The 23,085-nt window shown below is 39.5% G+C and carries 27 protein-coding genes, 1 pseudogene and 1 riboswitch; of the genes and pseudogenes, 9 read left to right on the top strand and 19 right to left on the bottom strand.

Annotated elements, in window-relative coordinates:
- Nucleotides 1–4: 4 nt before the first annotated feature.
- A complete protein-coding gene (locus tag Q8G36_RS14185; protein ID WP_305160566.1) occupies nucleotides 5–994 on the bottom strand; it encodes an asparaginase in 990 nt (329 codons plus the stop codon).
- 229 nt (nucleotides 995–1,223) lie between these two features.
- Here Q8G36_RS14185 and Q8G36_RS14180 point away from each other — a divergent pair, with 229 nt between their 5' ends.
- Nucleotides 1,224–1,598: a helix-turn-helix domain-containing protein gene (locus Q8G36_RS14180; protein ID WP_305160445.1), complete on the top strand. Its 375-nt coding sequence runs from the start codon at nucleotides 1,224–1,226 to the stop codon at nucleotides 1,596–1,598.
- Nucleotides 1,599–2,263: 665 nt separating this feature from the next.
- Here Q8G36_RS14180 and Q8G36_RS14175 read toward each other — a convergent pair.
- From Q8G36_RS14175 to Q8G36_RS14145, 7 genes are all read right to left on the bottom strand, one after another.
- Nucleotides 2,264–2,431 carry a hypothetical protein gene (locus Q8G36_RS14175; protein ID WP_162878727.1) on the bottom strand — a complete coding sequence of 56 codons (168 nt, stop codon included), beginning with the start codon at nucleotides 2,429–2,431 and terminating at the stop codon, nucleotides 2,264–2,266.
- A 351-nt stretch (nucleotides 2,432–2,782) separates the two neighbouring features.
- The gene (gene mmuM, locus Q8G36_RS14170; RefSeq protein WP_305160446.1) at nucleotides 2,783–3,745 is read right to left on the bottom strand and encodes a homocysteine S-methyltransferase; all 963 of its coding nucleotides are present in this window, start codon (nucleotides 3,743–3,745) and stop codon (nucleotides 2,783–2,785) included.
- A complete protein-coding gene (gene mmuP, locus Q8G36_RS14165) occupies nucleotides 3,735–5,129 on the bottom strand; it encodes an S-methylmethionine permease (protein ID WP_305160447.1) in 1,395 nt (464 codons plus the stop codon). Before mmuP ends, mmuM begins: the two co-directional genes overlap by 11 nt.
- An 84-nt stretch (nucleotides 5,130–5,213) precedes the next feature.
- A riboswitch (SAM riboswitch) is annotated at nucleotides 5,214–5,316 on the bottom strand.
- 229 nt (nucleotides 5,317–5,545) lie between these two features.
- Nucleotides 5,546–6,154: a flavin reductase family protein gene (locus tag Q8G36_RS14160; protein ID WP_305160567.1), complete on the bottom strand. Its 609-nt coding sequence runs from the start codon at nucleotides 6,152–6,154 to the stop codon at nucleotides 5,546–5,548.
- 18 nt (nucleotides 6,155–6,172) lie between these two features.
- Nucleotides 6,173–6,781 (bottom strand): alpha/beta hydrolase, encoded by a 609-nt coding sequence (locus Q8G36_RS14155; RefSeq protein ID WP_305160448.1) that lies wholly within the window; start codon nucleotides 6,779–6,781, stop codon nucleotides 6,173–6,175.
- A complete protein-coding gene (locus Q8G36_RS14150) occupies nucleotides 6,781–7,728 on the bottom strand; it encodes a ring-cleaving dioxygenase (RefSeq protein ID WP_305160449.1) in 948 nt (315 codons plus the stop codon). The genes Q8G36_RS14155 and Q8G36_RS14150 overlap by 1 nt, the downstream gene beginning before the upstream one ends.
- Before the next feature lie 24 nt (nucleotides 7,729–7,752).
- The gene (locus Q8G36_RS14145; RefSeq protein ID WP_305160450.1) at nucleotides 7,753–8,730 is read right to left on the bottom strand and encodes a ring-cleaving dioxygenase; all 978 of its coding nucleotides are present in this window, start codon (nucleotides 8,728–8,730) and stop codon (nucleotides 7,753–7,755) included.
- A gap of 245 nt (nucleotides 8,731–8,975) precedes the next feature.
- Here Q8G36_RS14145 and Q8G36_RS14140 point away from each other — a divergent pair, with 245 nt between their 5' ends.
- Nucleotides 8,976–9,575, top strand: coding sequence for a nitroreductase family protein (locus Q8G36_RS14140; RefSeq protein WP_305160451.1), 600 nt, complete (start codon nucleotides 8,976–8,978; stop codon nucleotides 9,573–9,575).
- Between the two features lie 181 nt (nucleotides 9,576–9,756).
- On the opposite strand, the gene Q8G36_RS14135 is transcribed toward Q8G36_RS14140, so the two are convergent.
- From Q8G36_RS14135 to Q8G36_RS14125, 3 genes are read right to left on the bottom strand one after another with little or no spacing between them, the layout of a single operon-like run.
- Nucleotides 9,757–10,812: an alpha/beta fold hydrolase gene (locus Q8G36_RS14135; protein WP_305160452.1), complete on the bottom strand. Its 1,056-nt coding sequence runs from the start codon at nucleotides 10,810–10,812 to the stop codon at nucleotides 9,757–9,759.
- A complete protein-coding gene (locus Q8G36_RS14130; RefSeq protein WP_305160453.1) occupies nucleotides 10,805–11,302 on the bottom strand; it encodes a hypothetical protein in 498 nt (165 codons plus the stop codon). Before Q8G36_RS14130 ends, Q8G36_RS14135 begins: the two co-directional genes overlap by 8 nt.
- A gap of 27 nt (nucleotides 11,303–11,329) precedes the next feature.
- Nucleotides 11,330–12,091 carry an SDR family oxidoreductase gene (locus Q8G36_RS14125; protein WP_305160568.1) on the bottom strand — a complete coding sequence of 254 codons (762 nt, stop codon included), beginning with the start codon at nucleotides 12,089–12,091 and terminating at the stop codon, nucleotides 11,330–11,332.
- Nucleotides 12,092–12,391: 300 nt separating this feature from the next.
- Between Q8G36_RS14125 and Q8G36_RS14120 the strand changes: the two genes are divergently transcribed.
- Nucleotides 12,392–12,841, top strand: coding sequence for an OsmC family protein (locus Q8G36_RS14120; protein ID WP_305160455.1), 450 nt, complete (start codon nucleotides 12,392–12,394; stop codon nucleotides 12,839–12,841).
- Between the two features lie 51 nt (nucleotides 12,842–12,892).
- On the opposite strand, the gene Q8G36_RS14115 is transcribed toward Q8G36_RS14120, so the two are convergent.
- Nucleotides 12,893–13,144, bottom strand: coding sequence for a YkuS family protein (locus Q8G36_RS14115; protein ID WP_305160456.1), 252 nt, complete (start codon nucleotides 13,142–13,144; stop codon nucleotides 12,893–12,895).
- Between the two features lie 98 nt (nucleotides 13,145–13,242).
- On the opposite strand from Q8G36_RS14115, the gene Q8G36_RS14110 reads away from it, so the two are divergent.
- Nucleotides 13,243–13,377, top strand: coding sequence for a YuzL family protein (locus Q8G36_RS14110; RefSeq protein ID WP_095392115.1), 135 nt, complete (start codon nucleotides 13,243–13,245; stop codon nucleotides 13,375–13,377).
- Nucleotides 13,378–13,485: 108 nt separating this feature from the next.
- Here Q8G36_RS14110 and Q8G36_RS14105 read toward each other — a convergent pair whose 3' ends face one another.
- Nucleotides 13,486–13,650: a hypothetical protein gene (locus tag Q8G36_RS14105; RefSeq protein ID WP_305275091.1), complete on the bottom strand. Its 165-nt coding sequence runs from the start codon at nucleotides 13,648–13,650 to the stop codon at nucleotides 13,486–13,488.
- A 95-nt stretch (nucleotides 13,651–13,745) separates the two neighbouring features.
- Here Q8G36_RS14105 and Q8G36_RS14100 point away from each other — a divergent pair, with 95 nt between their 5' ends.
- Nucleotides 13,746–13,937, top strand: a complete 192-nt coding sequence (locus Q8G36_RS14100) for a hypothetical protein (RefSeq protein ID WP_305275088.1) — start codon at nucleotides 13,746–13,748, stop codon at nucleotides 13,935–13,937.
- Nucleotides 13,938–14,360: 423 nt separating this feature from the next.
- Here the strand turns inward: Q8G36_RS14100 and Q8G36_RS14095 are convergent, their stop codons facing one another.
- The 3 genes from Q8G36_RS14095 to Q8G36_RS14085 form a co-directional block, all read right to left on the bottom strand.
- Complete coding sequence (locus Q8G36_RS14095) at nucleotides 14,361–15,299, bottom strand: magnesium transporter CorA family protein (protein ID WP_305160459.1); 939 nt, start codon at nucleotides 15,297–15,299, stop codon at nucleotides 14,361–14,363.
- 319 nt (nucleotides 15,300–15,618) lie between these two features.
- Complete coding sequence (locus Q8G36_RS14090) at nucleotides 15,619–15,891, bottom strand: hypothetical protein (RefSeq protein WP_305160460.1); 273 nt, start codon at nucleotides 15,889–15,891, stop codon at nucleotides 15,619–15,621.
- 61 nt (nucleotides 15,892–15,952) lie between these two features.
- Nucleotides 15,953–17,032 (bottom strand): nitric oxide synthase oxygenase, encoded by a 1,080-nt coding sequence (locus Q8G36_RS14085; RefSeq protein WP_305160461.1) that lies wholly within the window; start codon nucleotides 17,030–17,032, stop codon nucleotides 15,953–15,955.
- Nucleotides 17,033–17,294: 262 nt separating this feature from the next.
- Between Q8G36_RS14085 and Q8G36_RS14080 the strand changes: the two genes are divergently transcribed.
- Entirely contained in the window at nucleotides 17,295–17,618 is a 324-nt protein-coding gene (locus tag Q8G36_RS14080) for a winged helix-turn-helix transcriptional regulator (protein WP_061463475.1), read from the top strand.
- A gap of 138 nt (nucleotides 17,619–17,756) precedes the next feature.
- The gene (locus Q8G36_RS14075; RefSeq protein WP_305160462.1) at nucleotides 17,757–18,674 is read left to right on the top strand and encodes an NAD(P)/FAD-dependent oxidoreductase; all 918 of its coding nucleotides are present in this window, start codon (nucleotides 17,757–17,759) and stop codon (nucleotides 18,672–18,674) included.
- Nucleotides 18,675–18,768: 94 nt separating this feature from the next.
- Here Q8G36_RS14075 and Q8G36_RS14070 read toward each other — a convergent pair whose 3' ends face one another.
- Nucleotides 18,769–18,915, bottom strand: a complete 147-nt coding sequence (locus Q8G36_RS14070) for a lmo0937 family membrane protein (RefSeq protein WP_305160463.1) — start codon at nucleotides 18,913–18,915, stop codon at nucleotides 18,769–18,771.
- A gap of 272 nt (nucleotides 18,916–19,187) precedes the next feature.
- Here Q8G36_RS14070 and Q8G36_RS14065 point away from each other — a divergent pair, with 272 nt between their 5' ends.
- Both Q8G36_RS14065 and Q8G36_RS14060 read left to right on the top strand, forming a co-directional pair.
- Complete coding sequence (locus Q8G36_RS14065) at nucleotides 19,188–19,508, top strand: YckD family protein (RefSeq protein ID WP_305160464.1); 321 nt, start codon at nucleotides 19,188–19,190, stop codon at nucleotides 19,506–19,508.
- A 170-nt stretch (nucleotides 19,509–19,678) separates the two neighbouring features.
- A complete protein-coding gene (locus Q8G36_RS14060; RefSeq protein WP_305160465.1) occupies nucleotides 19,679–21,652 on the top strand; it encodes a S9 family peptidase in 1,974 nt (657 codons plus the stop codon).
- 42 nt (nucleotides 21,653–21,694) lie between these two features.
- Here the strand turns inward: Q8G36_RS14060 and Q8G36_RS14055 are convergent, their stop codons facing one another.
- Both Q8G36_RS14055 and Q8G36_RS14050 read right to left on the bottom strand, forming a co-directional pair.
- Nucleotides 21,695–22,126: a CBS domain-containing protein gene (locus tag Q8G36_RS14055; protein ID WP_305160466.1), complete on the bottom strand. Its 432-nt coding sequence runs from the start codon at nucleotides 22,124–22,126 to the stop codon at nucleotides 21,695–21,697.
- Between the two features lie 74 nt (nucleotides 22,127–22,200).
- Nucleotides 22,201–23,039: pseudogene (locus Q8G36_RS14050) on the bottom strand (MBL fold metallo-hydrolase).
- Between the last annotated feature and the right edge of the window lie 46 nt (nucleotides 23,040–23,085).

Genomic DNA, 23,085 nt, shown 5'->3' with positions numbered 1-23,085 from the left:
TGTTCTAGAATGTAATGTCCTCTGCAATCGGTGTTTCCATCATTTCCTTCACTTTTTTTGGATCCCGTGTCTTGGCTAATATCCACATCAACTTAGGAACGATGGCTTCTGTATTCATATTCCTTGAACGAATGATGACATTCTTGTTCACTTTTCGTCCCACTTCGTAAATATCCATATCTTCCCCTTCTTCTAAACATTGGGTAGTAATGACTACGGATATTCCACACTCGACCAACTCATTCAATTTCTCTAAAATATTTCTTCCTTGAAATGGAATACCGCCGCTTCCATAACTTTCAATTACGATTCCCTGACATTGATTTTTCAGAAAATCAAAGAATTCAGGCTTAATCCCGGGATGCAGCTTAACCAAAGCAACATCAGTACATAGGGAAGCATCTAACTTAACTTCCTTTTTCTTTGGTGAATGCACTGGCTTTAGATACTCGATTTTATCTTTGAATATGGAAGCAATATAAGGATAGTTAATACTTTCAAACGAATCATAGCTTTTCGTTCTCAATTTAATCGCCCTAGTACCCTGGATGACTCTACCATCAAAAACAACATATACTCCTCCAATATCTTCACAAGCAAACCGAATCGCATCAGAGATATTTCTTTTGGCATCTGTCTTTTTGAAGGCAATTGGGATTTGAGAACCTGTAATGACAATTGGTTTCCCTAAATTTTGTAACATATATGAGAGCGCAGCTGAAGTGTAAGCCATTGTATCTGTTCCATGGGTAATCACAAAGCCATCGTAATCATGATAGTGCTCATGGATGGATTGTGCCATTTCTATCCAATCTTCCGGCTGCATATTTGTACTATCAATATTCATCAAAGGCTTACTATCAATCTGACATAGTAAATCCAATCCCGGTAGGTGACCTAAAATTTCGTCAGCTTTCATCTCTGGAACCAGTCCATTTTCTCCTTCTAACGATGCAATTGTACCACCTGTTGTAAACAACATCAACTTCTTCATTTTTGACTTCAAGTTCTCCAATATACTACCCCCTATAAAGCCTCCTGTTTCACAATTATTCTTATCATCTCAGAAAAGGATATTTTAGTTGAAAATGTACATGTTACGCGCACACCACATGTTATTATAGTCATGTTTCAGAGTGAAATCAAGCTAAAGTTATTCATTACGCGTACACTTATTTCAATATGATGTTATAATGGATTTATATATAAGGAGAGTAATAATAATGATAATAAATAGATTAACTACATTAAGGAAAGCCAAAAGGTGGTCTTTGCAATATACCGCTGACAGACTCGGAATCGCCAAGAGTACCTATGCAGGTTACGAGTCGGGCCATCGCCGCCCTTCATTAGAGACGATTAAATTATTAGCAGGCTTATATGATACATCCACTGATTACATTCTAGGCCGAGTGGATTGTCCATCTAAGGATATTACCACGGAGTCACCTCAAGTCATGGAATTAACGGATTTACCAAATATGGAGCTAGCTGTCGATGGAATCTCTCTTTCTAAAGAGGAAACGATTCAATTTATCGCTTTTATTAGAGCTAAACGGGAAGTGGAAATAAATCGCGATAAACAAAATGAAACATAGCAGACATTGGGCTTAAGACTGGTATATGGGGAACGAACCGTACCTTATCAGCAGGTTCTTATAATATTCACGATGTACCTGGCTTGATTTATTTAAAACTGTAAAATTTCATGGCTTTAACCAGTTAGGAAAAGTCGGTTCTGATTAATCGTTAAGTTCACCATTTTTGACTCTACACGTAATTATTTCTGGACGACAAGAGAAAATGCAGATTATACATACTAACTGGTCTTGGTAGCTATGGGAATTCTAATAATCCCCCCTGTTCAGAAATTTAAGTTTTATTCATTATATAGAAGAAAGTCGGCTTATTAAAAGGTCATCCATCTTCTTTTTCCGTTAACCTCTTTCCCTTACTTCCTTTTCCATCAAGGGAAGTTCTAGCCTCAATATATGCTTATTTAAGTTTAATCTCCGACTTTCCCTCTTGATTTATTTTGGATGTATGAAAGAAAAAACCATAGCATTGCTCATGGTTTTCCCTACGTATATAAATGGAAACTGCTGTCTCATCTTTAAAGCTAAAAAAGAAGCTGAATTTTGGAAGCATCATGAAAAGGAAGGTATATCGTTTAATTCATGTGCTTTATTTTCGGATAGCGGAATTATACAGTCCTTGAAGGTAGGAAAATTGCTCAATATCTCGGTCTTTTTAAAAACTGTCATCAAGGCATCTCGTCTTCTTTTTCCCGATTTTTGAAAGCTTCATGTGTGACAATATCCTCGATCTGTTCATACTGACGGCTGTGTTCCTTCTCTTCACTAATTCTATTATTGGGTAGATTTCCTGGATGCCCTTTTTCTTTGTGATTAAAATTTTTACCACGACTCATACTCATTCTCTCCTTTCTGATCATTGTTTGTTTAGTTTTCCCAAGCACACAAAAAATATAATTTAATTTCTTTTTTTAATGTTTTTGCAGCAGGTTTGGATTCATCTGTAATTTAAAACACTGACAAAAAGAGATGAGTCAATCAAGAATGATCCTTCACACCCGATTTTACGCGACTCATTTCTGGAGCGCCAAGAATTAATTAGGAATTCGAACCTTCAAATAACTCGAACCTGAATAAAGAGCGCAAAAAGAACAGGAACCGTCAGATCATGACGCTTCCTGTTCTTTTTATTTAAGGGTTTCCCCACTACTTACATACCTTATAACAGATTGATAACAGAAAAAGGGCTAGGAGGATGTCACCACGGAAGGTCGCCACTTACTTGAAATGTCTGCAATATGATGAGGTGCCGTTCTGCAGCACCCTCCAATTAAACATGCCCCTGCATGGTGCCATTCTTCAGATTTCAGGTCGAGCCTGTTACATGATTCTTGACCATGCCATGTTTTAGTTTCTGGATTATATGTTTCACCTGAATTCGGATAAACAATAATTGGTTTATGCGTGTTTGCACGCAACACCTTTATGGCTTCCGTGATACCTGATACAGGCGCACAGTTGATGCCAATTGCTGCAATTTGCTCACTGTCCCCAAACAATTTCGCACACTCCTCCAGCAATGTACCGTCACTTATCGCTTTTTCATTTTTCAACGAAAAGGATAGCCAAGCATAGACTTCTGGATAATCTTTCAATAATGAATATAATACTTTTGCTTCTTGCACGGAAGGAATCGTTTCAAATGCTAAAATGTCAGCACCTGCTTCAATCAAAGCTGATATTCGTGAGCGATGAAATGCCGCCAAAGTTTCATCTGAAACACCATAGTTCCCTACATACTCTGAACCATCTGCAAGAAATGCCCCATAAGGTCCAACTGATGCAGCAACCAGTGGCCTAGGTCTAATCGTTTGATATTCTTCCTTCCAAAATTCATCTCTTGCTTTTCTTGCAAGTAAAACCGTTTTCCGGATAAGCTCCAAAGCCTCTTTTTCTTGTATTCCGCGGAGGGCGAAACCTTCAACTGTTGCTTGGTAGCTTGCCGTTATCGCACAGTCAGCGCCAGCACGAAAGTAGTCAGAGTGAACCTGATAAATCACTTCCGGATTTTCAAGCAATACACGTGCAGACCACAGGGGATCATCCAAATCACACCCATACCTTTCAAGCTCTGTAGCTAAAGCTCCGTCCAAAATCATGACTGAATGATCTCGTAAAATTGTTTCAATTGGGTTATTTTTATTCTTCATGATCTATTCCTCTTTTCTTTATAGTTTGTGTCAGATAATAACTTCCATAGCAAAACAAAATAAAAGGAATGCCACAATATAGTGCAATTCGTTGTGTAGGATCAAATGCAATTCCTATGCAAGAAGCAAGACATAGCATAAAAGAAACGATTGGTACGAGTGGATATAATGGTGCATGATAAGCCAAATCATTTACTGAATTCCCATCTTTTATAAATCGTCTGCGAAATAGAAACTGTGACGCGCTGATACTCATCCAAACTACAACCACGGCTAGTCCAGAAATGGATACAAGCACTATGTATACAGTATCCGGTGCAATAATACTTGAGAAAAGGGCTAAACCACCGCCCAACATACTGAAAAGGACTGCATTTATCGGAACACCCCGTTTTGTCAATTTTGCAAATATTGGTGAAATAGTTTTTTTATCTGCAAGTGACCAAAGCATTCTGGAAGAGGCATATAGTCCTGAGTTCGCAGCAGACAATATGGCAGTTAATATAACAAAGTTCATAATATCCGCTGCATATGGCACTCCAATTCGTTCGAGAACTGTAACAAAGGGGCTCTCTAATACGTTTGCATCCGAAATAGGCAATAATGCGGATAATACAACGATGGTACCTACAAAAAATATAATCAATCTCCATACTGTCATACGGATTGCCTTTGGTATCGTTTTTTCTGGATTCACAGTTTCTCCAGCTGCAATTCCGATTAATTCAGTTCCAGAAAATGCAAAATTCACCGCGAGCATCGTCATTAGAATGGCAAAAGCACCATTCGGAAATAAACCTGCACTTGTAAAATTGGAAAGTAACGGAGCTGATTGTGAATGAATTATTGGAATAAAACCTACCATTGCCGCAGCTCCCAGAATAATAAATATCACAATAGCAACTACCTTTATAGACGCAAACCAGAATTCGGATTCAGCGAAAAACTTAACGGTCCACGCATTTAATGCCAAGACCAATATGGCAAATAGAGCACTCCAAATCCAGACATTGATTGATGGAAACCATCGCTGCATCAACAAACCTGCAGCCGTGAACTCAGAACCCAGTGCAACAGTCCAGGTTAGCCAATACAACCAGGCTACTGTATACCCTGTCCCTGGTCCGATGTATTTGGCTGCGTAGCTATGAAACGCACCTGTCTCGGGCATATGTACTGCCAGTTCACCTAGACATAGCATGACTAGATAAACCACTAATGCTCCAATCAGATACGAAAGGATGGTGCCAAATGGGCCAGCCTGTTGAATCGTATAACCCGAACTTAAGAATAAACCAGTTCCAATCACCCCGCCAAGCGATAGCATTATTATATGCCGTGCTTGCATTTGCCTTTGAAAATCATGCTTCCTTTTGTTCTCCATTCTTACTCTCCTTAATCTTGCATCCAGAAAAAAACGAAAACGCACTCTAAAAAAGAGTGCGTTACTGACAAATAAACACGTACGGTCTTATCTATCAAGGTTTCACCCCCTGGAATTAGCACAGTGTCTTTGTAGACCTGTTGCTGAGGTTTCATAGGGCCAGTCCCTCCACCTCTCTGGATAAGAAATTATTTTTTTATAACTTTATCAGTCTATGAAAAAATTGTCAAGTTTTGTTTCGGATTCTAAAGAATTCCTTTTAAATTCTAACGATCACGGCGCCTGCGGCATAAAAATGAAATGGCTGCTTGTTTTTAGAACAGTCGCTCCCGTATTAAAATTGCAGATAAATTAATTTTTAGTCTAAAAAAATGACGACATCTTAAAAGATGACGCCATTTTTCTTTATGAATTCCCTAAGGACGTTCTATTTCAAATAATTCCCCTAGTTTTGTATAAGTATGGCCCGCTAATCTTGCTACAGGTTTTAGCCCATTCTGGTCAATTCGGCCATTATGGTAAATATCTTGCTCTATATGGTAGCAGACAATTTTCCCTATCAATAAATCACAACCAGGTTTATTCTTGGAACCTGCCAATGGTATCGCATGCTCTAATGTACATTCAAAGCGTACCTTCGCTTCTTGCAACCCTGGTACGGATACCTTATCACTAACAGCCTGCGTAAAATTGGTAAGACCCAATTCACTTTCGTCAGATGGGAGTTCCTTGGCCGTTCGATTTGCATCAACAACATTATTTTCATCAGTGATATGAACAACGAATTCACCTGTTTGAATTGCATTTCGGGCTGTGTCCTTTGAAACTCCTTCTTTCCGTTGAACAGAAATGGAAATCATCGGAGGATTTGAACTGACTATGTTAAAAAAGCTGAACGGCGCTATATTGATTGTACCGGTTTCGGATTTTGTCGTAACCAGGGCTATAGGTCTCGGTATTATGCTTCCAGTCAAAAACTTATAATTATCCCTTTCAGTCAGACTTTCAGGATTAACAGAAATCATCTTCATTCCCTCACATTCTTATAAAAAGTTCTTTTGAAACCATGTACCTGCTGCCTCAACCTCTGAACGTGTTAACTGATGACCGTAATTTTCCCACTGAACATCCACTGTAGCACCAGCTTGCAGTAAAAGTCGTTTAAGTTCATCAGTTTCTTCTGCCGGGCAAATCGGATCGTTTTTACCTGCAGCAATAAATACAGGTATATCCGAAAGCGGCGGCAAAGCAATCCCACGTCTAGGCACCATTGGATGATGAAGAATCGCTCCTTTTAGCGCCCCTTCGAAATGGAACAGCAAACTTGCCGCTATATTTGCACCATTGGAATAACCTAATGCTACCACTCTGTCACGATCGAAGTCATATTTTCCGGACGCTAATTCCAAGAAGTCATAAAGCTCCTTCGTACGGAAAATCAAATCTTCTTCATCAAAAACCCCTTCAGCTAACCGGCGGAAATAACGAGGCATTCCGTTTTCAAGTACATTTCCCCGTACGCTCAATACGGATGAACCCGGTGAAACCATTTCCGATAATGGCAAGAGATCTGTTTCCGTTCCTCCAGTGCCATGTAAAAGCAAAAGTAACGGAGCTTCAGAATTACTTCCTTGTTGAAAAATATGCTTCATCATTTATCCTCCTCTAGTACTCTCGGCACTGCCGGCAGTAACGTTTTCTCCATAATTCCCCTTTTTTCTTCCAGCCATGGCGGCAGCATTAATTTACTACCCATCGTTGCCTTCGTTTCATCATGAGCAAAGCCAGGTGGATCTGTGGCAACTTCAAAGAGTATGCCTCCATCTTCCCTGAAATAAATGGCATCGAAGTATTGACGGTCTGTAAAGGGGGTCACACCATAGCCATGGTTACCGATATGCTCCCTCCATTCTTTATGATCTTCATTATCGCTTGCACGCCATGCAAGGTGATGGACAGTTCCCACTCCGATTTTCCCATGTGGCAAAACCGTTTTTTTAACATCTATCAAATTTCCGATGTCCGATGTGGATTTGAAGCGGATGAAATCGCCCTCTTCCCCTATCTTTTGCAGGCCCATCACTTCCACTAATAGTTCCATCGTTTTGATCGGTTTTGACGTCAATAATACAGCACCGCCGAATCCCTTGACCGCCTTATCAGCTGGTACACCTCCGAATGACCACTCGCTATTTTTACCTTCTTTACGCTCAACCAGTTCAAGCTGCAAACCATGCGGGTCTTGAAATTCCAGATATTCCTCACCGAAACGTGAAACCTTTTCAAATTCTATGTTAAATTTACCCAAACGCATTTCCCAGAAGCCCATTGACCCTTCCGGAACGGCATATGTTGTAATCCCCACTTGTCCAGAGCCAATTGTCCCTCGGTATGCTTCAGGCCACGGAAAGAAAGTGATGATAGAGCCCGGTGAACCTGATTCATCTCCGAAATATAAATGATAGGTGCCTGGATCATCAAAATTAACGGTTTTCTTCACCATACGCATCCCCAATACTCCAGCATAAAAATCCACATTCTCTTGAGGATTGCCTACAATTGCGGTTATATGATGTATTCCTGCATTTTGCTTTTGCATGCCGATTACTTCCTTTCCCGTTGATTAATTGGTTGATTTTGTATTCAGTGGTTTTAAATTCGCTTCAATATCCTTTCTTTTCGATTCTAAAAATGGTGGCAGGGCAAGGTTCTCACCTAGGTGCTGCTCTGCTTCGTCCACTGCAAAACCAGGTCCATCAGTAGCTAATTCAAATAATATGCCATTCGGCTCCCTAAAATAGAGTGAACGAAAATAAAAGCGGTCCACATAGCCCGAGTTCACGAATTTCGATTCACTAATTTTCTCTATCCATTTTCTCAATTCTTCCTCATTATCCACCCGGAAGGCAACATGGTGCACTCCACCCCTCCCCAACCTTTCCCGAGGTATGTCATTCCTTTCTTCAATATGGAGTTCCGCTCCTGTTCCACCCTCACCTGTCTCGTATACGACAATCGGATTTTGCCCCCTAATTGAGGATGGGTAAGTGCCTGATTTCCTGAACCCCAATACCTCGGTAAGAACGCTTTCTGTTTGTTCAATATTGGGTACAGTAAGTTTTACTGGTCCTAATCCAAGGATGGAAAACTCTTGCGGTACAGGACTTCCATCCCACGGTAATCCTCCTTGAACGCCGTTATTATCCTGATCGGAAACCAGAAGAAGCCTCTGCCCTTCAGGATCTTTAAAAGAAAGCACCTTCCTCTCAAAACGGCTCGATATTTCATCATGTTCAACATTGAATTCCACAAACCGTTTTTTCCAATATCCTAGTGCTTCATCATCCCTCACCCTTAAAGAAATTTCTGAAATGCTATTGTTTCCCTCATGAGTGCGGGCAGCATTGGGAATTTCAAAAAACGTCAATTCCGTACCCGGTGAACCAATTTGATCTCCATAAAATAAGTGATACACACGAACATCATCTTGATTCACCGTTTTTTTGATTAATCGCATCCCTAAGACTTTTGTATAGAATTCAAAGTTATTTCCCGCTTTAGCTGTAATAGCCGAAACATGATGTAATCCTTTTAATTCCATCCGTACCACTCCTATCTTTATAAATAAATCTCCCCTAAAGGTTATGAATGAATCCTGGATAATATCTCGAATTCAAGGTATTTAATCTGCATAATACTTTTAATAAAAATATCTTGATTTAAAGATAAACGACAGTGATATATTTGTCAACCATTTTCATTCAAATAATTTCACCTGTATTCACTTATCATAAAATAATAAAATCAGGTCAAAATAAATCGGTATAAAGAATGGAGGTGTGATATATGGTTAAAGATTTTTTTAGCGCAATTGAAGATAGACGCTCTTATTATTCCCTTAGCAAGGAACGTGTTGTTCCTAATAAAAGGATTAAAGAAGTTATCGATCATGCCGTTCAATATTCCCCTTCCGCTTTCAACTCCCAAAGTGCAAGAGTGATTGTTTTAACTGGTCAAAGCCACGACCAATTATGGGATATCACGAAAGAAACATTAAGAAATGCAGTCGGTGACAAAGACTTTGCAAAAACGGAAGAAAAAATGAAGTCATTTATAAATGGTTATGGTACGGTTTTATTCTTTGAAGACCAGGCCATTATAGCTAGGCTTCAAGAACAATTCAAAACGTATGCCGAAAATTTTCCGATTTGGTCGAACCAATCGTCTGCCATTTTACAATTTGTCGTATGGACTTCCTTGGAAATTGAGGGGTTTGGTGCAAGTCTTCAGCATTATAATCCTTTAATCGATGACGAAGTGAGAAAGACATGGGATATATCACGAGATTGGAAACTCATCGCACAGATGCCCTTTGGAAAACCCACTGCGGAGCCTGGCGATAAAGACTTCTCACCTCTAGAAGAACGTGTGAAATATTATCAATGATACAATAGGGGCTGGCTCTACATACCGAGCCAGCCCTATCATTTATTTTACTTCAGTAATCCGGAAATGTTGAAAAAAATTTTGAAATTTCAACGACGCAAAGCCTATAAAATCTAAAACCGGCATGATTTTGGTATCCTCACTGGTGTTCAACAAGCACATTTCACATCCCTCTAGTAACCTATTGAATTGGTGAAGAACGCCCTGGTAGCCATTCCTTCAAATAATATGGAAGTTTTCCGGAATATTGTTTAGCAGCAGCATGTCCACTTTTCAGTAGGCTATATGTCTTATCCTTACATGTTAAATGCTCCATTACCGGATAAATCATTTCCTGTGGGACCAATCGATCATACTTACTCGCTATTACCAAAACACTAGCGTCAATTTTCGATAGCTTCGCTTTTTTCCCCCTTACTTTAAAACCCCCATTAACCAAGCTATTTTTCATCAAAAGGTCTTTGGTTATTTGTTTTGCGGCTGCTCCGGATAATGGTACATGACCATTAGCCCAAGCATTGAAGCGGCGCCAATTTTGAACGTATTCATCATCATCCGCTTGATTCAATAAAGATAAATAGGGTGATATATAGATAGGAGATGTAATTAACCGGATTCCATATTTAACTGCACTGGCTGGGATCGTTTGATAAATATCAATCGTCTCGTTAAAATCCGCGGTACCTTCCTTTAACGCTTCCTGCCATTGATCAAAAAATTCTGAGGCACTGAAATCAACCGGTGTAACGGAGAGGATCAAATTCTTGATTGGCTCGTCTGCAATGGCAGCATATATTGCGGCTATTGTACCGCCGAGGCAAAACCCCATAACTGTTATTTCTGATGCTCCAGAGTGGCGTAATGCACGCTGTACTCCTTTTTGAATATAATCGACGATATAATCTTCGATCGATATTTCACCATCTTCAAAGCTTGGACTTCCAAAATCAAGCAAATACACATCAAAACCTTCATTTACAAAAGATTCTATTAAACTATTCCCAGGGGACAAATCAAGAATCAAAGGGGTATTTATTAGTGAATATATAAGAAAAACCGGCACATCATACTTTTTTTGTGCTGACGGATAATACCAAAGCGTTGATTTGTTTTTTTTCCACACCGCTATTTTCGGCGTCAGTCCCATTTCAGGCATTGGCTGATTGGGAATATCCATAAAATGTTTCCATTTATTCATGGATTCGGATTGATTTTTCGGCACTTTCCGCTTAGACACTTGAATTCCCCTGTCCATGTGAATCGAACTCAGGTAACTGTGAGCTTAACAATAAGGAGTTATTTATAAAATCAGATATCCTTTTTTTACGCCCTTCCATTTCATTGGATTCCCAACTTGATTTCATTTTCTTACTGCGTGAAGCATTCCGTTTATTGCGGAATGAAGAATTACCTTTGACGTTCCCGCCCCTATCCTCAACAAGTGTAGAGACCAACTCATCTAACCTATCAATTTTTTCTTCGAGCTGGATGACTAATTTCGCTACACTCGCTACATCTTTTTTTGTTGGGTAATTCATGATAATGGACATTCTTTCTGAGGCTTCCTGCATTCTATTTATTCTTGGAATCTGCATTTGGGCATTGTCGCTTACTGCTTCTATTAATTTGCGATTATTCAGCAGACTTTGAATTTTAGAATTCAGCTGTTGCTCTTTTTGTGTGCCTAGTAGTTTAAGCCCTTTATAAAAATTTGATTTTTCCGTCATATATTTTTTCCTTCCTTTCTCCTCCGTTTACACTAATGCCGATATTCCACCGTCAATGATTAAAACATGACCAACCATATAGTCAGAAGCCTGTGAGGCTAAAAATACGGCGGCACCCTTTAAATCATCTTCATTTCCAAACCTGCCAGCCGGAGTTTTACCTAATATGTCATAGTTAGACTTTTCAAGAATTTCCTTTGTGATTTTAGTCGGGAAAAACCCAGGTGCAATTGCATTGACTTGGATGCCGTATCTAGCAAGTTTAACTCCTAAATCCTTGGTCATGGTAATGATGGCACCCTTACTGGTGTTATAAGCTATCGTATCCAATAGCTCAGGAAACGTCCCGCCAAGACCTGTCACCGATGCAATATTTATGATTTTTCCGGAATTTTGCTGCTTCATGACCTTCGCTACAGCCTGTGAAAAAAGGAATGTACCTGTAACATTAACATTCAATACTTTTTCCCACTTATCCTTGGGAAGATCCAAAAGCGGACCTGACCAGGACGTACCGCTATTATTGACAAGAATATCAATCGTGCCGAATTGAGCAACCGTTTCCTGGACGACATGGCCAATGGCACTCTCATCCGTGATATCACATTCAAAGGCAACGGCATTAACACCTATCGATTGCAAGTCTTCACATACCTCCTTACATACAGGAAGATTTCGTGAAGCAATGACTATATTTGAACCAGCCTCCCCCAACGCCATGGCGATCTGTTTGCCCAGTCCTCTGCCGCCGCCGGTAATGATAGCCGTTTTATTAGTCAAATCGAACATATTACTCAATGTAGTCAATTTTCCAGCCCTTCCTTAATGAAATATTATTTATATAAAACCGTCTATATCATTATAGAAAAGCCTATCCAATATTGTGCTTAAAATAGCCTAATGCCTCTGCCTTTTGTTTCATCAACATGTATCCTTTATATCAATAAGAATGCTTCGGTCAGCTGGCCGAAATTTGGCCTACCGGAAACTTAATTCGGCCGATCGCTGGATTATTCGGCTGAGTGAGCAAAATCGGATACTTAACCTGTTTAATCGTTTACACTATAGAATAGTTAGGAGGTTGAAAAAATGACGATACATCACTTTCATTTAACCGCGGAATGGCCCGGCGGCAGAAATGATATCGGTACGATTCATTCAGGGAATCTTCGAACACAGATAAGTATTCCTACTGGAATGGAGGGACCAGGGATCGGCACTAATCCCGATGAAATGCTGCTTGGGGCGGCATCGACCTGCTATATCATTACCTTTGCTGCCATGTTAGAGCGAGCCCATATAGATAAGGTGAGCTTGACCATGCAATCGGAAGCGTTAGTGGATGTTACGAATGGTGTATTCACCTACAAGAAAATAATTCATCGCCCTGCACTTATATTAGTACCGGGCACTTCTGAAAAAGTGGTTGAAAAAGCGAGGAAACTTGCTGAAAAAGCTGAAACTTCATGTATGATTTCTAGAGCGATCAAAGGTAATGTAGTGGTGGAATTGATTGCGACAATTTCCATAGCACAGTAACCTTGAACAGAAAAAGTGCCTAACCCTATATCGGTTTAGGCACTTTTTGAATTATTGAATGGCGTTCACTTTATTTTCAACTTCGCGGCACACTTCATCAGCCGTTAAACCATTTGCCTCAATGATAGACGCTTTTAATGAAGTATCGCTTATACCCATCACATTACTGTCCAAACCTGTTACTACACAACAATCCACGTTTTTTGCGTCAGCTTCTTGTTTAATCTCCACAACATCAAAACCTTTATCACGAAGTGCTTCCTGAATATTCGTTAATGATTCTTCAACACCGATTTTTGACATCAACACACACCTCCTCTACCTTCTAACCTGTCCTTTTCACCTTGAATATATGTATAGGATGCAAAGGAAATAGGGAAAGTAATATCGAGGTGATAAACATGAATGGAAAAAACAAGAAAGATGCTTCACAAACTCGTTTAGGTTCTTCTCAGGTAGAGGGGCAAGGTACCACTACGAAAGAAACCGGGTCCTTCACTCAACCCTCTTCTCTTAAAAAGCAAAAGCGTACATGATAAAAGAGAATCCTATACCACCATGGAATACACAAAAAAACGCTTGGTTTAACCGCCAAGCGTTTTCCTCTGCATGATCCTCTTTACTTCGACGATCAGGGAATTCTCTTATATATTTTGCTTTCTGATTTCCCTTTGAATCTTTAGATCATTCAATTGATCTCCATCAATTATTTTTGAATCCATTTTTACTTTATCGGCTCCATCTGGGTTTAAATCACTTGCCCTTAAATTATTATTGGGAGCTGCTTGCTCGTTCCATTTGGTCATCATGATCTCCTCCTCAGTCCTTTATCCTTCCCAAACCTAAGAATATTCATGAATACACCCCATGATTTATTGCAAAGATAGAAATGGAGGTGGTTTTATTGGAACCAAACAAACCCGGCAATAAGAATATACCGGATTTCAAAGAGTTGAACGACCGTATCATCCGAGAAGCATCACAGAGTCCACGTTTAGTGATTAAAACAAATTTGGATGCAAAGAATGTAAAGGATGAGAACCCATATACCGATCGGATTAACAGTGAAGGATTTGCTGATTTTTTTGAGGAGTAAGATAAAACCGGCTTGGCAGCCTCAATTTTACGAACCAAATGGTTCGCCGGCACCAGTTGCTCTAAAGTAATCATTTCAAGTTGATCTCGCTGAATAGAATGATGTTTCGAAAGCATCCTCATCACCTCAAGTTTTAATCGTTCTATTTTAAAACAAAAAAGACTGTAGGCAAAAGGAGTTCTATCTAAATTTTTAAACATAGTTGATTGGAACGGAAGGTGCGAAGACTCCTGCGGGAATAGCGAGTCCAAGGGAGACCCCACAGGCGCAAGTGCGCCGAGGTGGCTCCCGGACCGCCGCGGAAAGCGAGTGCCTGAAGTGGAAATCAACGTCCAAATTTGTACAAGCAAAAAAGACTGTAGACAAACTCGATTTTCATCGAGTTTGTCTACAGTCTAAAACTGGCTTAATAAGCCGGTTAATTTAAAAATATTTTTTCTTCCAAAAAATGAATGCCGTCGTCCCAGCCAAAGTGATGGCAATTAATAATGTAAAAATGAAAGCAAACCGATTATGTTCAAATGGCAATTCCACATTCATTCCGTAAAAACTTGCCACCATCGTCGGCAGCGTTAAAATAATGGTCACTGAGGTTAGAAACTTCATGGCATTATTGACATTATTGGAAATGATCGAAGCGAATGCATCCATCATACCGCTAAGAATGGATAGATACACTTCTGCCATTTCGATTGCCTGAGCATTTTCGATGATTACATCCTCAAGCAATTCTTTATCTTCTTCGTACATTTTTAAATAATTAAAACGGAGGATCTTATCCAGTACTACGCGATTGGATTTCAATGATGTCGTAAAATAAACCAGGCTTTTTTCCAAAGCAAGGAAAGTGTATAATTCTTTATTTTTCATGGACTGATGCAATTCACGTTCCGCTTCATTAGTCATCTTGTTAATCTGTTTCAGGTAACGTAAATAATAGGATGAAATCTCAAATAATAATTGTAAAGCAAACCTTGTTTTCTTGTTGGTGAAAAATCCTTTGATCTTATTGTTTTTAAAATTAGCCAATATCGGTGTTTCTTTTAATGATACAGTAATGAAACAGTCTTTGGTAAAGATCATGCCTATGGGAATCGTTTCAAAGATCGGTAAGTCGGCTTCGTCCCTGGTCAAATATGGGAAGTCGACAATAATTAAAACATTATCTTCCTCTTTTTCGATTCGAGGCCTCTCCTCATCATCCAGTGGATCTTTCATGAAATTGATCGGTAACTTCAAAGTTGTGCATATATAATCTATTTCAGCTTCTGTGGGCGCGACAATGTTCACCCAGGAACCTTTTGTCATATCCTCGACATTGTTAAGGTGACGGTTTTCATCCGTCTTGTAGATTTCAATCATTTCTTGACCTCCTCTTCTATAGAGAAAGCCTTATTTACCTTCTTCGAGCAGATACTCAGGGAGAATAACAGTCTCGACTTCTAGCATCATATTGGCTTCCTCTTGCTTTCTGGGTTCAGGATCATAAGAACTGCTGCTCACTCGTATCCACTTCCTTTCGATTCTTTAATCTTAATCCTTATTCTTTTAAAGCACAATAAAGAATTTAATACATTGATTCCCTGTTTAGAATTCGTAATTATCTGATTTTCACTTTTAGAAAGATAATGAAAACGACCACAAAAAAACGCCTGGGTATCCCCAAGCGAGTCTGATTACTTTATCCATGCTTAGCATTATTATAATAGTGAACACCATACATGGCGCCTTCATCTACCATTTTATTGTCCTCATGATCATATGGGTCAGGGTGACCTGCCTTTTCAATTACAGGATTCAGCTCTGAAGCCGTCCTATTCCAAAAGCCTTCTGTTCTCGCTTTTGCTTTGGACCATATGTCCTTCATTTTTCCTCTGTTCGTTTTATTCGATAAAAATGAGACTCCGGCAACTCCGACTCCCAGTAATACCACGTTTCTACCTAATGCCATCATTACCTTCCCCCTTATTTATTGGCTTGCTATATATATACCCAACGCCAGTTAAAGTAAACCTTTATTTATATGGAGGAATTTGATAAAAGAAATTAGGTTTCATTATTTCATTGTTGTATGACTGATGAAAAACGTGTGTCGTGGCTGGAGACACCGGTGGAATTAACCAAGTCCAGTCCCCCGTAACTTTTCGGTCACAAGAGGCTTCTTTTTCTTCGAATTTCTTGAATTGTTTAGCTGCTGTATGGTGATCAACAATGCTGACTCCGTGTTTTTTAAACGAATGAAGGACTGCTTCATTCAGTTCGATAAGGGCTCGATCTTTCCATAAGCTCGAATCACGTTTAATATCCAAGCCCATCCTCTCCCCGATTGCCGGCAGCATATTGTAGCGTTCTTCATCAGCAAGGTTCCTGGCACCGATTTCCGTTCCCATGTACCACCCATTAAATGGGGCAGCTGAATAAGTAATACCGCCAATTTCCAGCCTCATGCCAGATATGATTGGAACTGCATACCATTTGATTTGAAGATCTTTGAACCATGTCAGTACAGGGTGGGTAATTTGAACTTCTTTAACGAGGCTTTCAGGTATATCATGAAAACCAGGGGTTTTTCCGTCCAATTGGACTACAAGGGGTAAAATATCGAAAGGTCCGAATTTCCCTTCCCATCCTAATGCCATACATTGCTTGGTGAATTCTATTGAACTGGAATCGCCGATTACACCATGCTCCGTCTCATATCCTGCATATCGAATAAGCTGATGATTCCAAATATCCACTTTTCGATCATGATCTTTCTGTTTGAAAATTGTAATCACAGGTCTGATGCTCCCATTATTCGTAGCATATTCGATATGCTCAAAGAGAGCCGATACAATTTCTTCTTCGCTTTGAATCATCCTTTTATCAATCACCCTCAACGATTCCCAAAAAAAGCGCCCAATGCAACGATTGCTATTACGCCAAGCTAATTTAGCACCAAAAACCAATTCTTCATATGTATGTTCATATCTGTCTGTTTCATTTATTTCCTTTTTAATTTGTTCGATCCTTACATTTATGTCCTCTTCCGTTTTCAATAATTCCGGATAACTTGTCCTGATAAAGGATACGGCCTCTTGCAGTAAATCACTCATCTTTCCCACGGATCCTTCCATTTGCAAAACTTTGACTTCAATATTAAAATAACATATTTTTCATGGTATCTCTAAAGAACACATTTTTTAAAGCGCATTTTTTAAAAAATGTGGCAATTCCAAGGCGGAATACTTTTCATGATACTTAAAGTAAGTTCATAAATTTCTTATACTATAACATCTCTAGTAACTAAATAATTATCGGTAAAGTTGTTACATATAAGGTAAATGCATTATAATATAATAATAATGAGGTGATATGATGAATAATACGACACTTTGTCCACGATTTGAAAAAGGAATGCAAATCTTGAGTAAACGCTGGACTGGATTGATTGTCAATCAATTACTTAATGGCCCTCAACGGTTTTGTAATATTGAATCTGCATTCCCGATAAGCGGCAGGATTCTTTCTGAACGTTTAAAGGACTTGGAAATTGAAGGTATTGTTAAAAGGGACGTATATCCAGAGACACCGGTCAGGATTGAATATTCTTTAACTGAAAAAGGCAAGGCACTTGCACCAGTAATGAAAGAAATTCAAAATTGGGCACAAGAATGGCTCGAACCAATACAGAATCAATGATATTGGCATTAAAGAAAGGGAGGAAGGTCTGCCAGCTGCGGACTTCCTCCTTTTTTGTTTAAGCGCCAGCGACTAGTGGTATATTTTTTACAGATAGAATAACACTAGGTTTATTCCAATTTTATGGGCGGTGAATTCATGAAACAAGCAGATTGCATTATTATTGGTGGAGGTATAGCCGGTATTCAGGCAGCCATCCAGCTCGGAAGATATAAACATGATATTATCGTCATTGATTCTGCCCAAGGCCGCTCTTCCATTGCCAAGGATTACCATAACATTCTTGGATGGCCGGATGGGGTAAGCGGCAAACAATTAAGGACCCTTGGCAGACAGCACGCTGAAAAATTCGGTGTCGAATTCTTGGATGATACAGTGACATCTCTTGAAAAAAAGCAGGGCAATTTTTTTATCCAAACAAAAAATGACAGGGAATATCAAGCAAAAATGATTTTTCTTGGTACCGGCATTACCGATAACATTCCTCCAATCAAAAACATCTATCCAACTCTTGGGACGTCTACATATATATGCCCCGACTGTGATGGGTATGAGATCATGGATAAGCAAACCGTTGTCCTTGGAGGCGGAAATGCTGGTGCAGGGATGGCGCTTACTCTATTATATTGGTCAAAAGATATCATTTACGTAAATCATTTGAAATCAAAAATTGATGACGAGTATAAGGAAAAGTTAAAGGAAAATCAGATTCCTGTATTCGAAGAGGAAGTTTGTGAGGTTCATGTTGATGCCAACCAGCAGTTAACAGCCATACAGTTAGTCTCCGGTAAAATAATCGAAGCTGAAAAGGCATTCACGGCATTTAAAGGGAACAAACTTAATAATGACCTAGCCTTACAATTAGGTGTACAAGTCAATGAAAACAATCATGTCGTGATTCATCCCCGGACTAAAGAAACGAATATTAAAGGAGTCTGGGCAGGCGGTGACCTCGTTGCCCATTCCGAACAAGTCACCATTTCGATGGGGGATGGTACCCAAGCAGCGATATGGATTCATAAGAGGCTGTTAGGACAGCCACTTCCTTATGATTGACAACCTGATGGAAGATTAAAAGGCGACCTGTCCACCAGGCCGCCTTTTACATTGTTAATTACAAAACTTTTCAACGTTAGCCTTCGATACACGTCTACATTCGATTCCTTCCCTTAAAAACTTTAACCAAAATGAGAATGACCGCGATAATAAGCAAAATATGTATAAAGCCTGCAGCCACTTTAAAGACTAACCCAAGAATCCATAATAATATTATTACACCAATAATTGTCCAAATCATGATAATCCCCCTTTCTTCCCTTCTTAAAAGGATTTTTTTAATAAGAAGTTACAACAAAATTTTCTGCTTACATTTAAAATACCCATATCTTTTTGTAACAAACCCTTACCTAATTTCTTTACATAAAACTGTAAATGCTGTAAATGATAATAAAGAAATAAGGAATCTTCCATATTGAAAAACATTCACCATAAGGAAGAGACTTTCAGGTACTGAAGGTTCACCAGTTCTTCATAAGGCAGTAAAATTCAAGAAGAAGGAGTCGTTCATTCATGAAAAAGTTTTTAGTCATCTGTTTAACAGCTTGTTCCCTATTCTTAGTCAACCTTAATCATCCGGCTGCACAGGAAAATAAAGAAAAAACGGAAAGTGTGCAATTCACTGATGCTCAAAAATCGGAAATCGCTAAGATCCAAAAGCAGATACTCGCTGACAAAAAGATATTGATTGAAAAATATGTAGAGTATGGCGCGCTTTCGAAAGAAGAAGCCGATAAAATGGTTTCACATTTTGAAAAACATTATAAAATGATGGAAGAACATAATTTCCAAGTACCGCCGCACCGCCCACATACACCACACATGCATAAGTAATTGTAAGTTATTTGCCTATATAGCCTGATAATCCGACCTGATGAAAAGGCCGGATTTTTTTCATTTCTTTCGTTCTTGATAAATAAACCTCTCGTGTTTACCATTTACTAAAGGATTTATATTTCTCTTTAGCGAAATACATAACTATGAGAAATGAAAGGGTGAAAAGGATGAACAAAATAGGTATAACAGCAAGAGACTTATTTCACTTGAAATCAGTGACCGATCCAAAGCTATCACCGGATGGCAGCATGGCGGTTTATGTCCAAACCAGAATAGATGAAAAAACGGAAAAATACATTTCCAATCTGTTTATGTTCAGCCTGATTACGAATGAAACAAAGCAATGGACGTATGGGGATAATCGTGATACATCACCAGCTTGGTCCCCCGACGGCAAGCATATCGCTTTTATATCAGACAGATCAGGTAAAAAACAAGTCCACATTATTGGGAGCATTGGCGGGGAAGCTCGCCAGTTGACCCATTACGTTAACGGTGTAACCAAGCCTATTTGGTCTCCTTGTTCCACCAAGTTGCTGCTTTCTACCGGGTTAAAGGAAGGCGAAAACCTTAATACGGTTAAGGAAAATGATCTGTCCAAGGAAATTCATAGGTATGACCGAATCAAGTATAAATGGGATGGGAGAGGCTATTTTGATCAGTTATATCAGCAGCTGGTCATAGTGGAAATTTTCAAGGGAGAATCAACATTGCTAACGGAAAACAATGTTGATCATAATCCGAATGCATGGTCCCCAGACGGTCAGCATATTGCATTCATAAGCGGGGATGCAGAAAGAAGTGATGATGAACTTTTTTCCGATATTTTCATCATGGAGCTTGAAACGAATTCTTTAGAGAAGATAACGGATGGTACAGGTTTCTTTAGAGATCCGAAATGGTCTCCAAATGGCGAATATCTATCTTTCATTGGCCATAATAAAGAATTTGCCGGTGCCACCTTTTCAAAAATCTGGTTATATTCCATTTCCGATCAAACGACTCAGTGTTTGACCGATGGATGGGACGTCCAAATTGGAGATTCTGCAATTGGGGATTTCCAAATCGGAGCCGTCGACCCAGGTATTTTATGGACAAACGATAGCCAAGGTTTTTACTTTTTAATAAGTGATTACGGAAATACCGGAGTTTATTATGGCTCGATCGAAGGAGCCATGTATCCATCAATCCTTGACCCGCAGCATATATACGGCCTGACTATAGATCCAGAAAGCCATCGTGCTGTCGTGGCCATCAGTACACCTGTTCATCCCGGCGATCTCTTTGCTTATAACCTTACCAATGGCGATAAGGAACAAATCAGTTTTGTTAATGAGGATTTTTTGAAGGATAAACACTTGTCCATGGCTGAACCCATTACTTTTCCATCTGTTGATGGACTTACCATCCACGGCTGGATCATGAGGCCGACCGATTTTAATGGTAATCAAAAATATCCGCTCATTTTAGAAATCCACGGCGGTCCGCATATGATGTATGCCAATACCTATGTTCATGAATTCCAGACCTTGGCTAATGAAGGATATACTGTATTGTTCACTAACCCGCGCGGGAGTGTAGGATATGGCCAAGACTTCGTAAATGCCTGCCGGGGCGATTATGGAGGCATGGATTATAAGGACTTAATGGCTGGAGTTGATCACGTTTTAGCTACGTATGATTTTATAGAGCATGAAGATTTAGGGGTATCCGGAGGAAGTTATGGAGGGTTCATGACAAATTGGATCATCGGACATACCAACCGCTTCAAGGCCGCTGTGACTCAGCGTTGCATTAGTAACTGGCTAAGTTTTTATGGGGTCAGCGACATTGGCTATTATTTTACAGAGTGGGAAGTAGGCGGTGATATCGTTAACTCTGCTGAAAAATTATGGCAGCACTCCCCTTTAAAATATGTTTCCAATGTGAATACCCCTTTACTTTTACTTCACGGTGAAAAGGATTTTCGATGTCCCATTGAACAGAGCGAGCAATTTTTTGTCGCTTTAAAACGTCAAAATAAAGAAGCGGTACTTGTTTCATTCCCAGATGAAACTCATGAAGTATCCCGAAGCGGATCTCCAAAAATGCGCCTGCAACATGTTGAGGAAATCAAAGGATGGTTCAATAAATATCTTTAAAAACAAAAACTCTGTTAGCAAAAGCTAACAGAGTTTTTGTTTTTAGTGTTGTATTTGGTCTCTATCCTCGGAAATTGAACTTAAAGCATTTCCCGCCATTGTATTTGTCTGTTGGTGTACAGCAAGATCACCTAATGCCACGACTCCGACCAGCTTGTCATTCTCAATGATAGGGAGCCTTCTGATTTGTTCGGTAGCCATTAACTCCTCAGCTTCTTCCACTGACATATCAGGTGTGCCTGTCACAAGATTGGTGGAAATGACATCGGTAATTCTAGTCGAATTCGGCTTTTTCTCGGCAACGCAGCGAATGACGATATCCCTGTCTGTAATGACACCAATTAAATGGTTATTCTCCAATACAGGAATGACACCAACATCATCATTCTTCATTTTGACTGCTGCTTCATATATATTATCTTCCGCAGTGCAGCAGTCCACATCTGTTGTCATGATATCTCTTAATTTAGTCACGGATATCCCTCCATTTTTCATAAGTTGCTTGTTTATTTTGGACTTCTGAAGAGAAATTATTCATGAAATACGCTTCATTCCACATATTTCCCGTGATCCGGTTTAGCTAATGAATCGAATTCCTTTGCAAGCATTGCTAAACCCATTTCCAGTTCTTGCCCTTCAACAGGATACCCGTGTCCCGTTATCGCAACAGCCGGCTTCAGACTTTCCAATAACTTTACCGATTCTTTGGCAGCTTCCCAATCGGTTGTCAAATACCGCGGCGGGCCTGCTATTTCTTTCTCCTGAGTGATAACCTTGTATAGGGAATCTTGCCTGACATTCACAAAAGCATCTCCAGCAATCAAACTTCGGTCACTTTCACGAAAAAGAGAAATATGTCCTTTTGAATGACCAGGGGTGTGAACCCATTTCCAATCGCAAAGCCCGGGAACACTATGATCATCAGGCAATGGCTGAACTTTTTCATCAAGGTTGATTCCCTCATTTGGAAATACCCATGAAATTTTTGCGACCATTCCCCCTTCAACAGTAGGATCCGGTTCGGGATAATTTTCCTGTCCAGTTAAATAAGGCATTTCTTTAATATGAGCATAAACAGGAGCCTTCCAATACTCCATTAACTCAATCAGTGCGCCAACATGATCGAAATGTCCATGTGTCAAAATAATGGCAGCAGGTGGATTTTGTGGCCCGTATATGTCTTCAGCAGTTTTCTTTATTACTTCTGCTGAACGTGGCATCCCTGCATCTATCAATACCCATTTATCATCTTTGGGTGACCTTACAAAAATTACATTTACGATTTGGACGGACAGACAATATATATATCCTCATTTATAATCTGTACATCTCCACTGGATACTGAAGTCATCGGCATCCATTTTTCATTCAAATGATTATCATCCATTTATACCCCTCCTATTTTGAACATACTGTTTTTTAAAGGATACCCT

This window comes from Peribacillus frigoritolerans, from assembly GCF_030676415.1.
Classification (GTDB): domain Bacteria; phylum Bacillota; class Bacilli; order Bacillales; family DSM-1321; genus Peribacillus; species Peribacillus frigoritolerans_A.
This window is presented reverse-complemented; position numbering and strand designations above follow the sequence as displayed.

Excerpts from the sequence above, each read along its gene's own strand:
- Q8G36_RS14115 (WP_305160456.1), bottom strand. The coding sequence starts at position 13,144 with ATGTCAAAAATCGGTGTTGAAGAATCATTAACGAATATTCAGGAAGCA.
- mmuP (WP_305160447.1), bottom strand. The coding sequence starts at position 5,129 with ATGGAGAACAAAAGGAAGCATGATTTTCAAAGGCAAATGCAAGCACGG.
- Q8G36_RS14060 (WP_305160465.1), top strand. The coding sequence starts at position 19,679 with ATGAACAAAATAGGTATAACAGCAAGAGACTTATTTCACTTGAAATCA.
- Q8G36_RS14130 (WP_305160453.1), bottom strand. The coding sequence starts at position 11,302 with ATGACGGAAAAATCAAATTTTTATAAAGGGCTTAAACTACTAGGCACA.
- Q8G36_RS14140 (WP_305160451.1), top strand. The coding sequence starts at position 8,976 with ATGGTTAAAGATTTTTTTAGCGCAATTGAAGATAGACGCTCTTATTAT.
- Q8G36_RS14120 (WP_305160455.1), top strand. The coding sequence starts at position 12,392 with ATGACGATACATCACTTTCATTTAACCGCGGAATGGCCCGGCGGCAGA.
- Q8G36_RS14085 (WP_305160461.1), bottom strand. The coding sequence starts at position 17,032 with ATGAGTGATTTACTGCAAGAGGCCGTATCCTTTATCAGGACAAGTTAT.
- Q8G36_RS14180 (WP_305160445.1), top strand. The coding sequence starts at position 1,224 with ATGATAATAAATAGATTAACTACATTAAGGAAAGCCAAAAGGTGGTCT.
- mmuM (WP_305160446.1), bottom strand. The coding sequence starts at position 3,745 with ATGAAGAATAAAAATAACCCAATTGAAACAATTTTACGAGATCATTCA.
- Q8G36_RS14095 (WP_305160459.1), bottom strand. The coding sequence starts at position 15,299 with ATGATTGAAATCTACAAGACGGATGAAAACCGTCACCTTAACAATGTC.
- Q8G36_RS14075 (WP_305160462.1), top strand. The coding sequence starts at position 17,757 with ATGAAACAAGCAGATTGCATTATTATTGGTGGAGGTATAGCCGGTATT.
- Q8G36_RS14150 (WP_305160449.1), bottom strand. The coding sequence starts at position 7,728 with ATGCAAAAGCAAAATGCAGGAATACATCATATAACCGCAATTGTAGGC.
- Q8G36_RS14070 (WP_305160463.1), bottom strand. The coding sequence starts at position 18,915 with ATGATTTGGACAATTATTGGTGTAATAATATTATTATGGATTCTTGGG.
- Q8G36_RS14105 (WP_305275091.1), bottom strand. The coding sequence starts at position 13,650 with ATGATGACCAAATGGAACGAGCAAGCAGCTCCCAATAATAATTTAAGG.
- Q8G36_RS14155 (WP_305160448.1), bottom strand. The coding sequence starts at position 6,781 with ATGAAGCATATTTTTCAACAAGGAAGTAATTCTGAAGCTCCGTTACTT.
- Q8G36_RS14125 (WP_305160568.1), bottom strand. The coding sequence starts at position 12,091 with ATGTTCGATTTGACTAATAAAACGGCTATCATTACCGGCGGCGGCAGA.
- Q8G36_RS14185 (WP_305160566.1), bottom strand. The coding sequence starts at position 994 with ATGAAGAAGTTGATGTTGTTTACAACAGGTGGTACAATTGCATCGTTA.
- Q8G36_RS14160 (WP_305160567.1), bottom strand. The coding sequence starts at position 6,154 with ATGATTTCTGTTAATCCTGAAAGTCTGACTGAAAGGGATAATTATAAG.
- Q8G36_RS14175 (WP_162878727.1), bottom strand. The coding sequence starts at position 2,431 with ATGAGTCGTGGTAAAAATTTTAATCACAAAGAAAAAGGGCATCCAGGA.
- Q8G36_RS14110 (WP_095392115.1), top strand. The coding sequence starts at position 13,243 with ATGAATGGAAAAAACAAGAAAGATGCTTCACAAACTCGTTTAGGTTCT.
- Q8G36_RS14080 (WP_061463475.1), top strand. The coding sequence starts at position 17,295 with ATGAATAATACGACACTTTGTCCACGATTTGAAAAAGGAATGCAAATC.
- Q8G36_RS14090 (WP_305160460.1), bottom strand. The coding sequence starts at position 15,891 with ATGATGGCATTAGGTAGAAACGTGGTATTACTGGGAGTCGGAGTTGCC.
- Q8G36_RS14065 (WP_305160464.1), top strand. The coding sequence starts at position 19,188 with ATGAAAAAGTTTTTAGTCATCTGTTTAACAGCTTGTTCCCTATTCTTA.
- Q8G36_RS14145 (WP_305160450.1), bottom strand. The coding sequence starts at position 8,730 with ATGGAATTAAAAGGATTACATCATGTTTCGGCTATTACAGCTAAAGCG.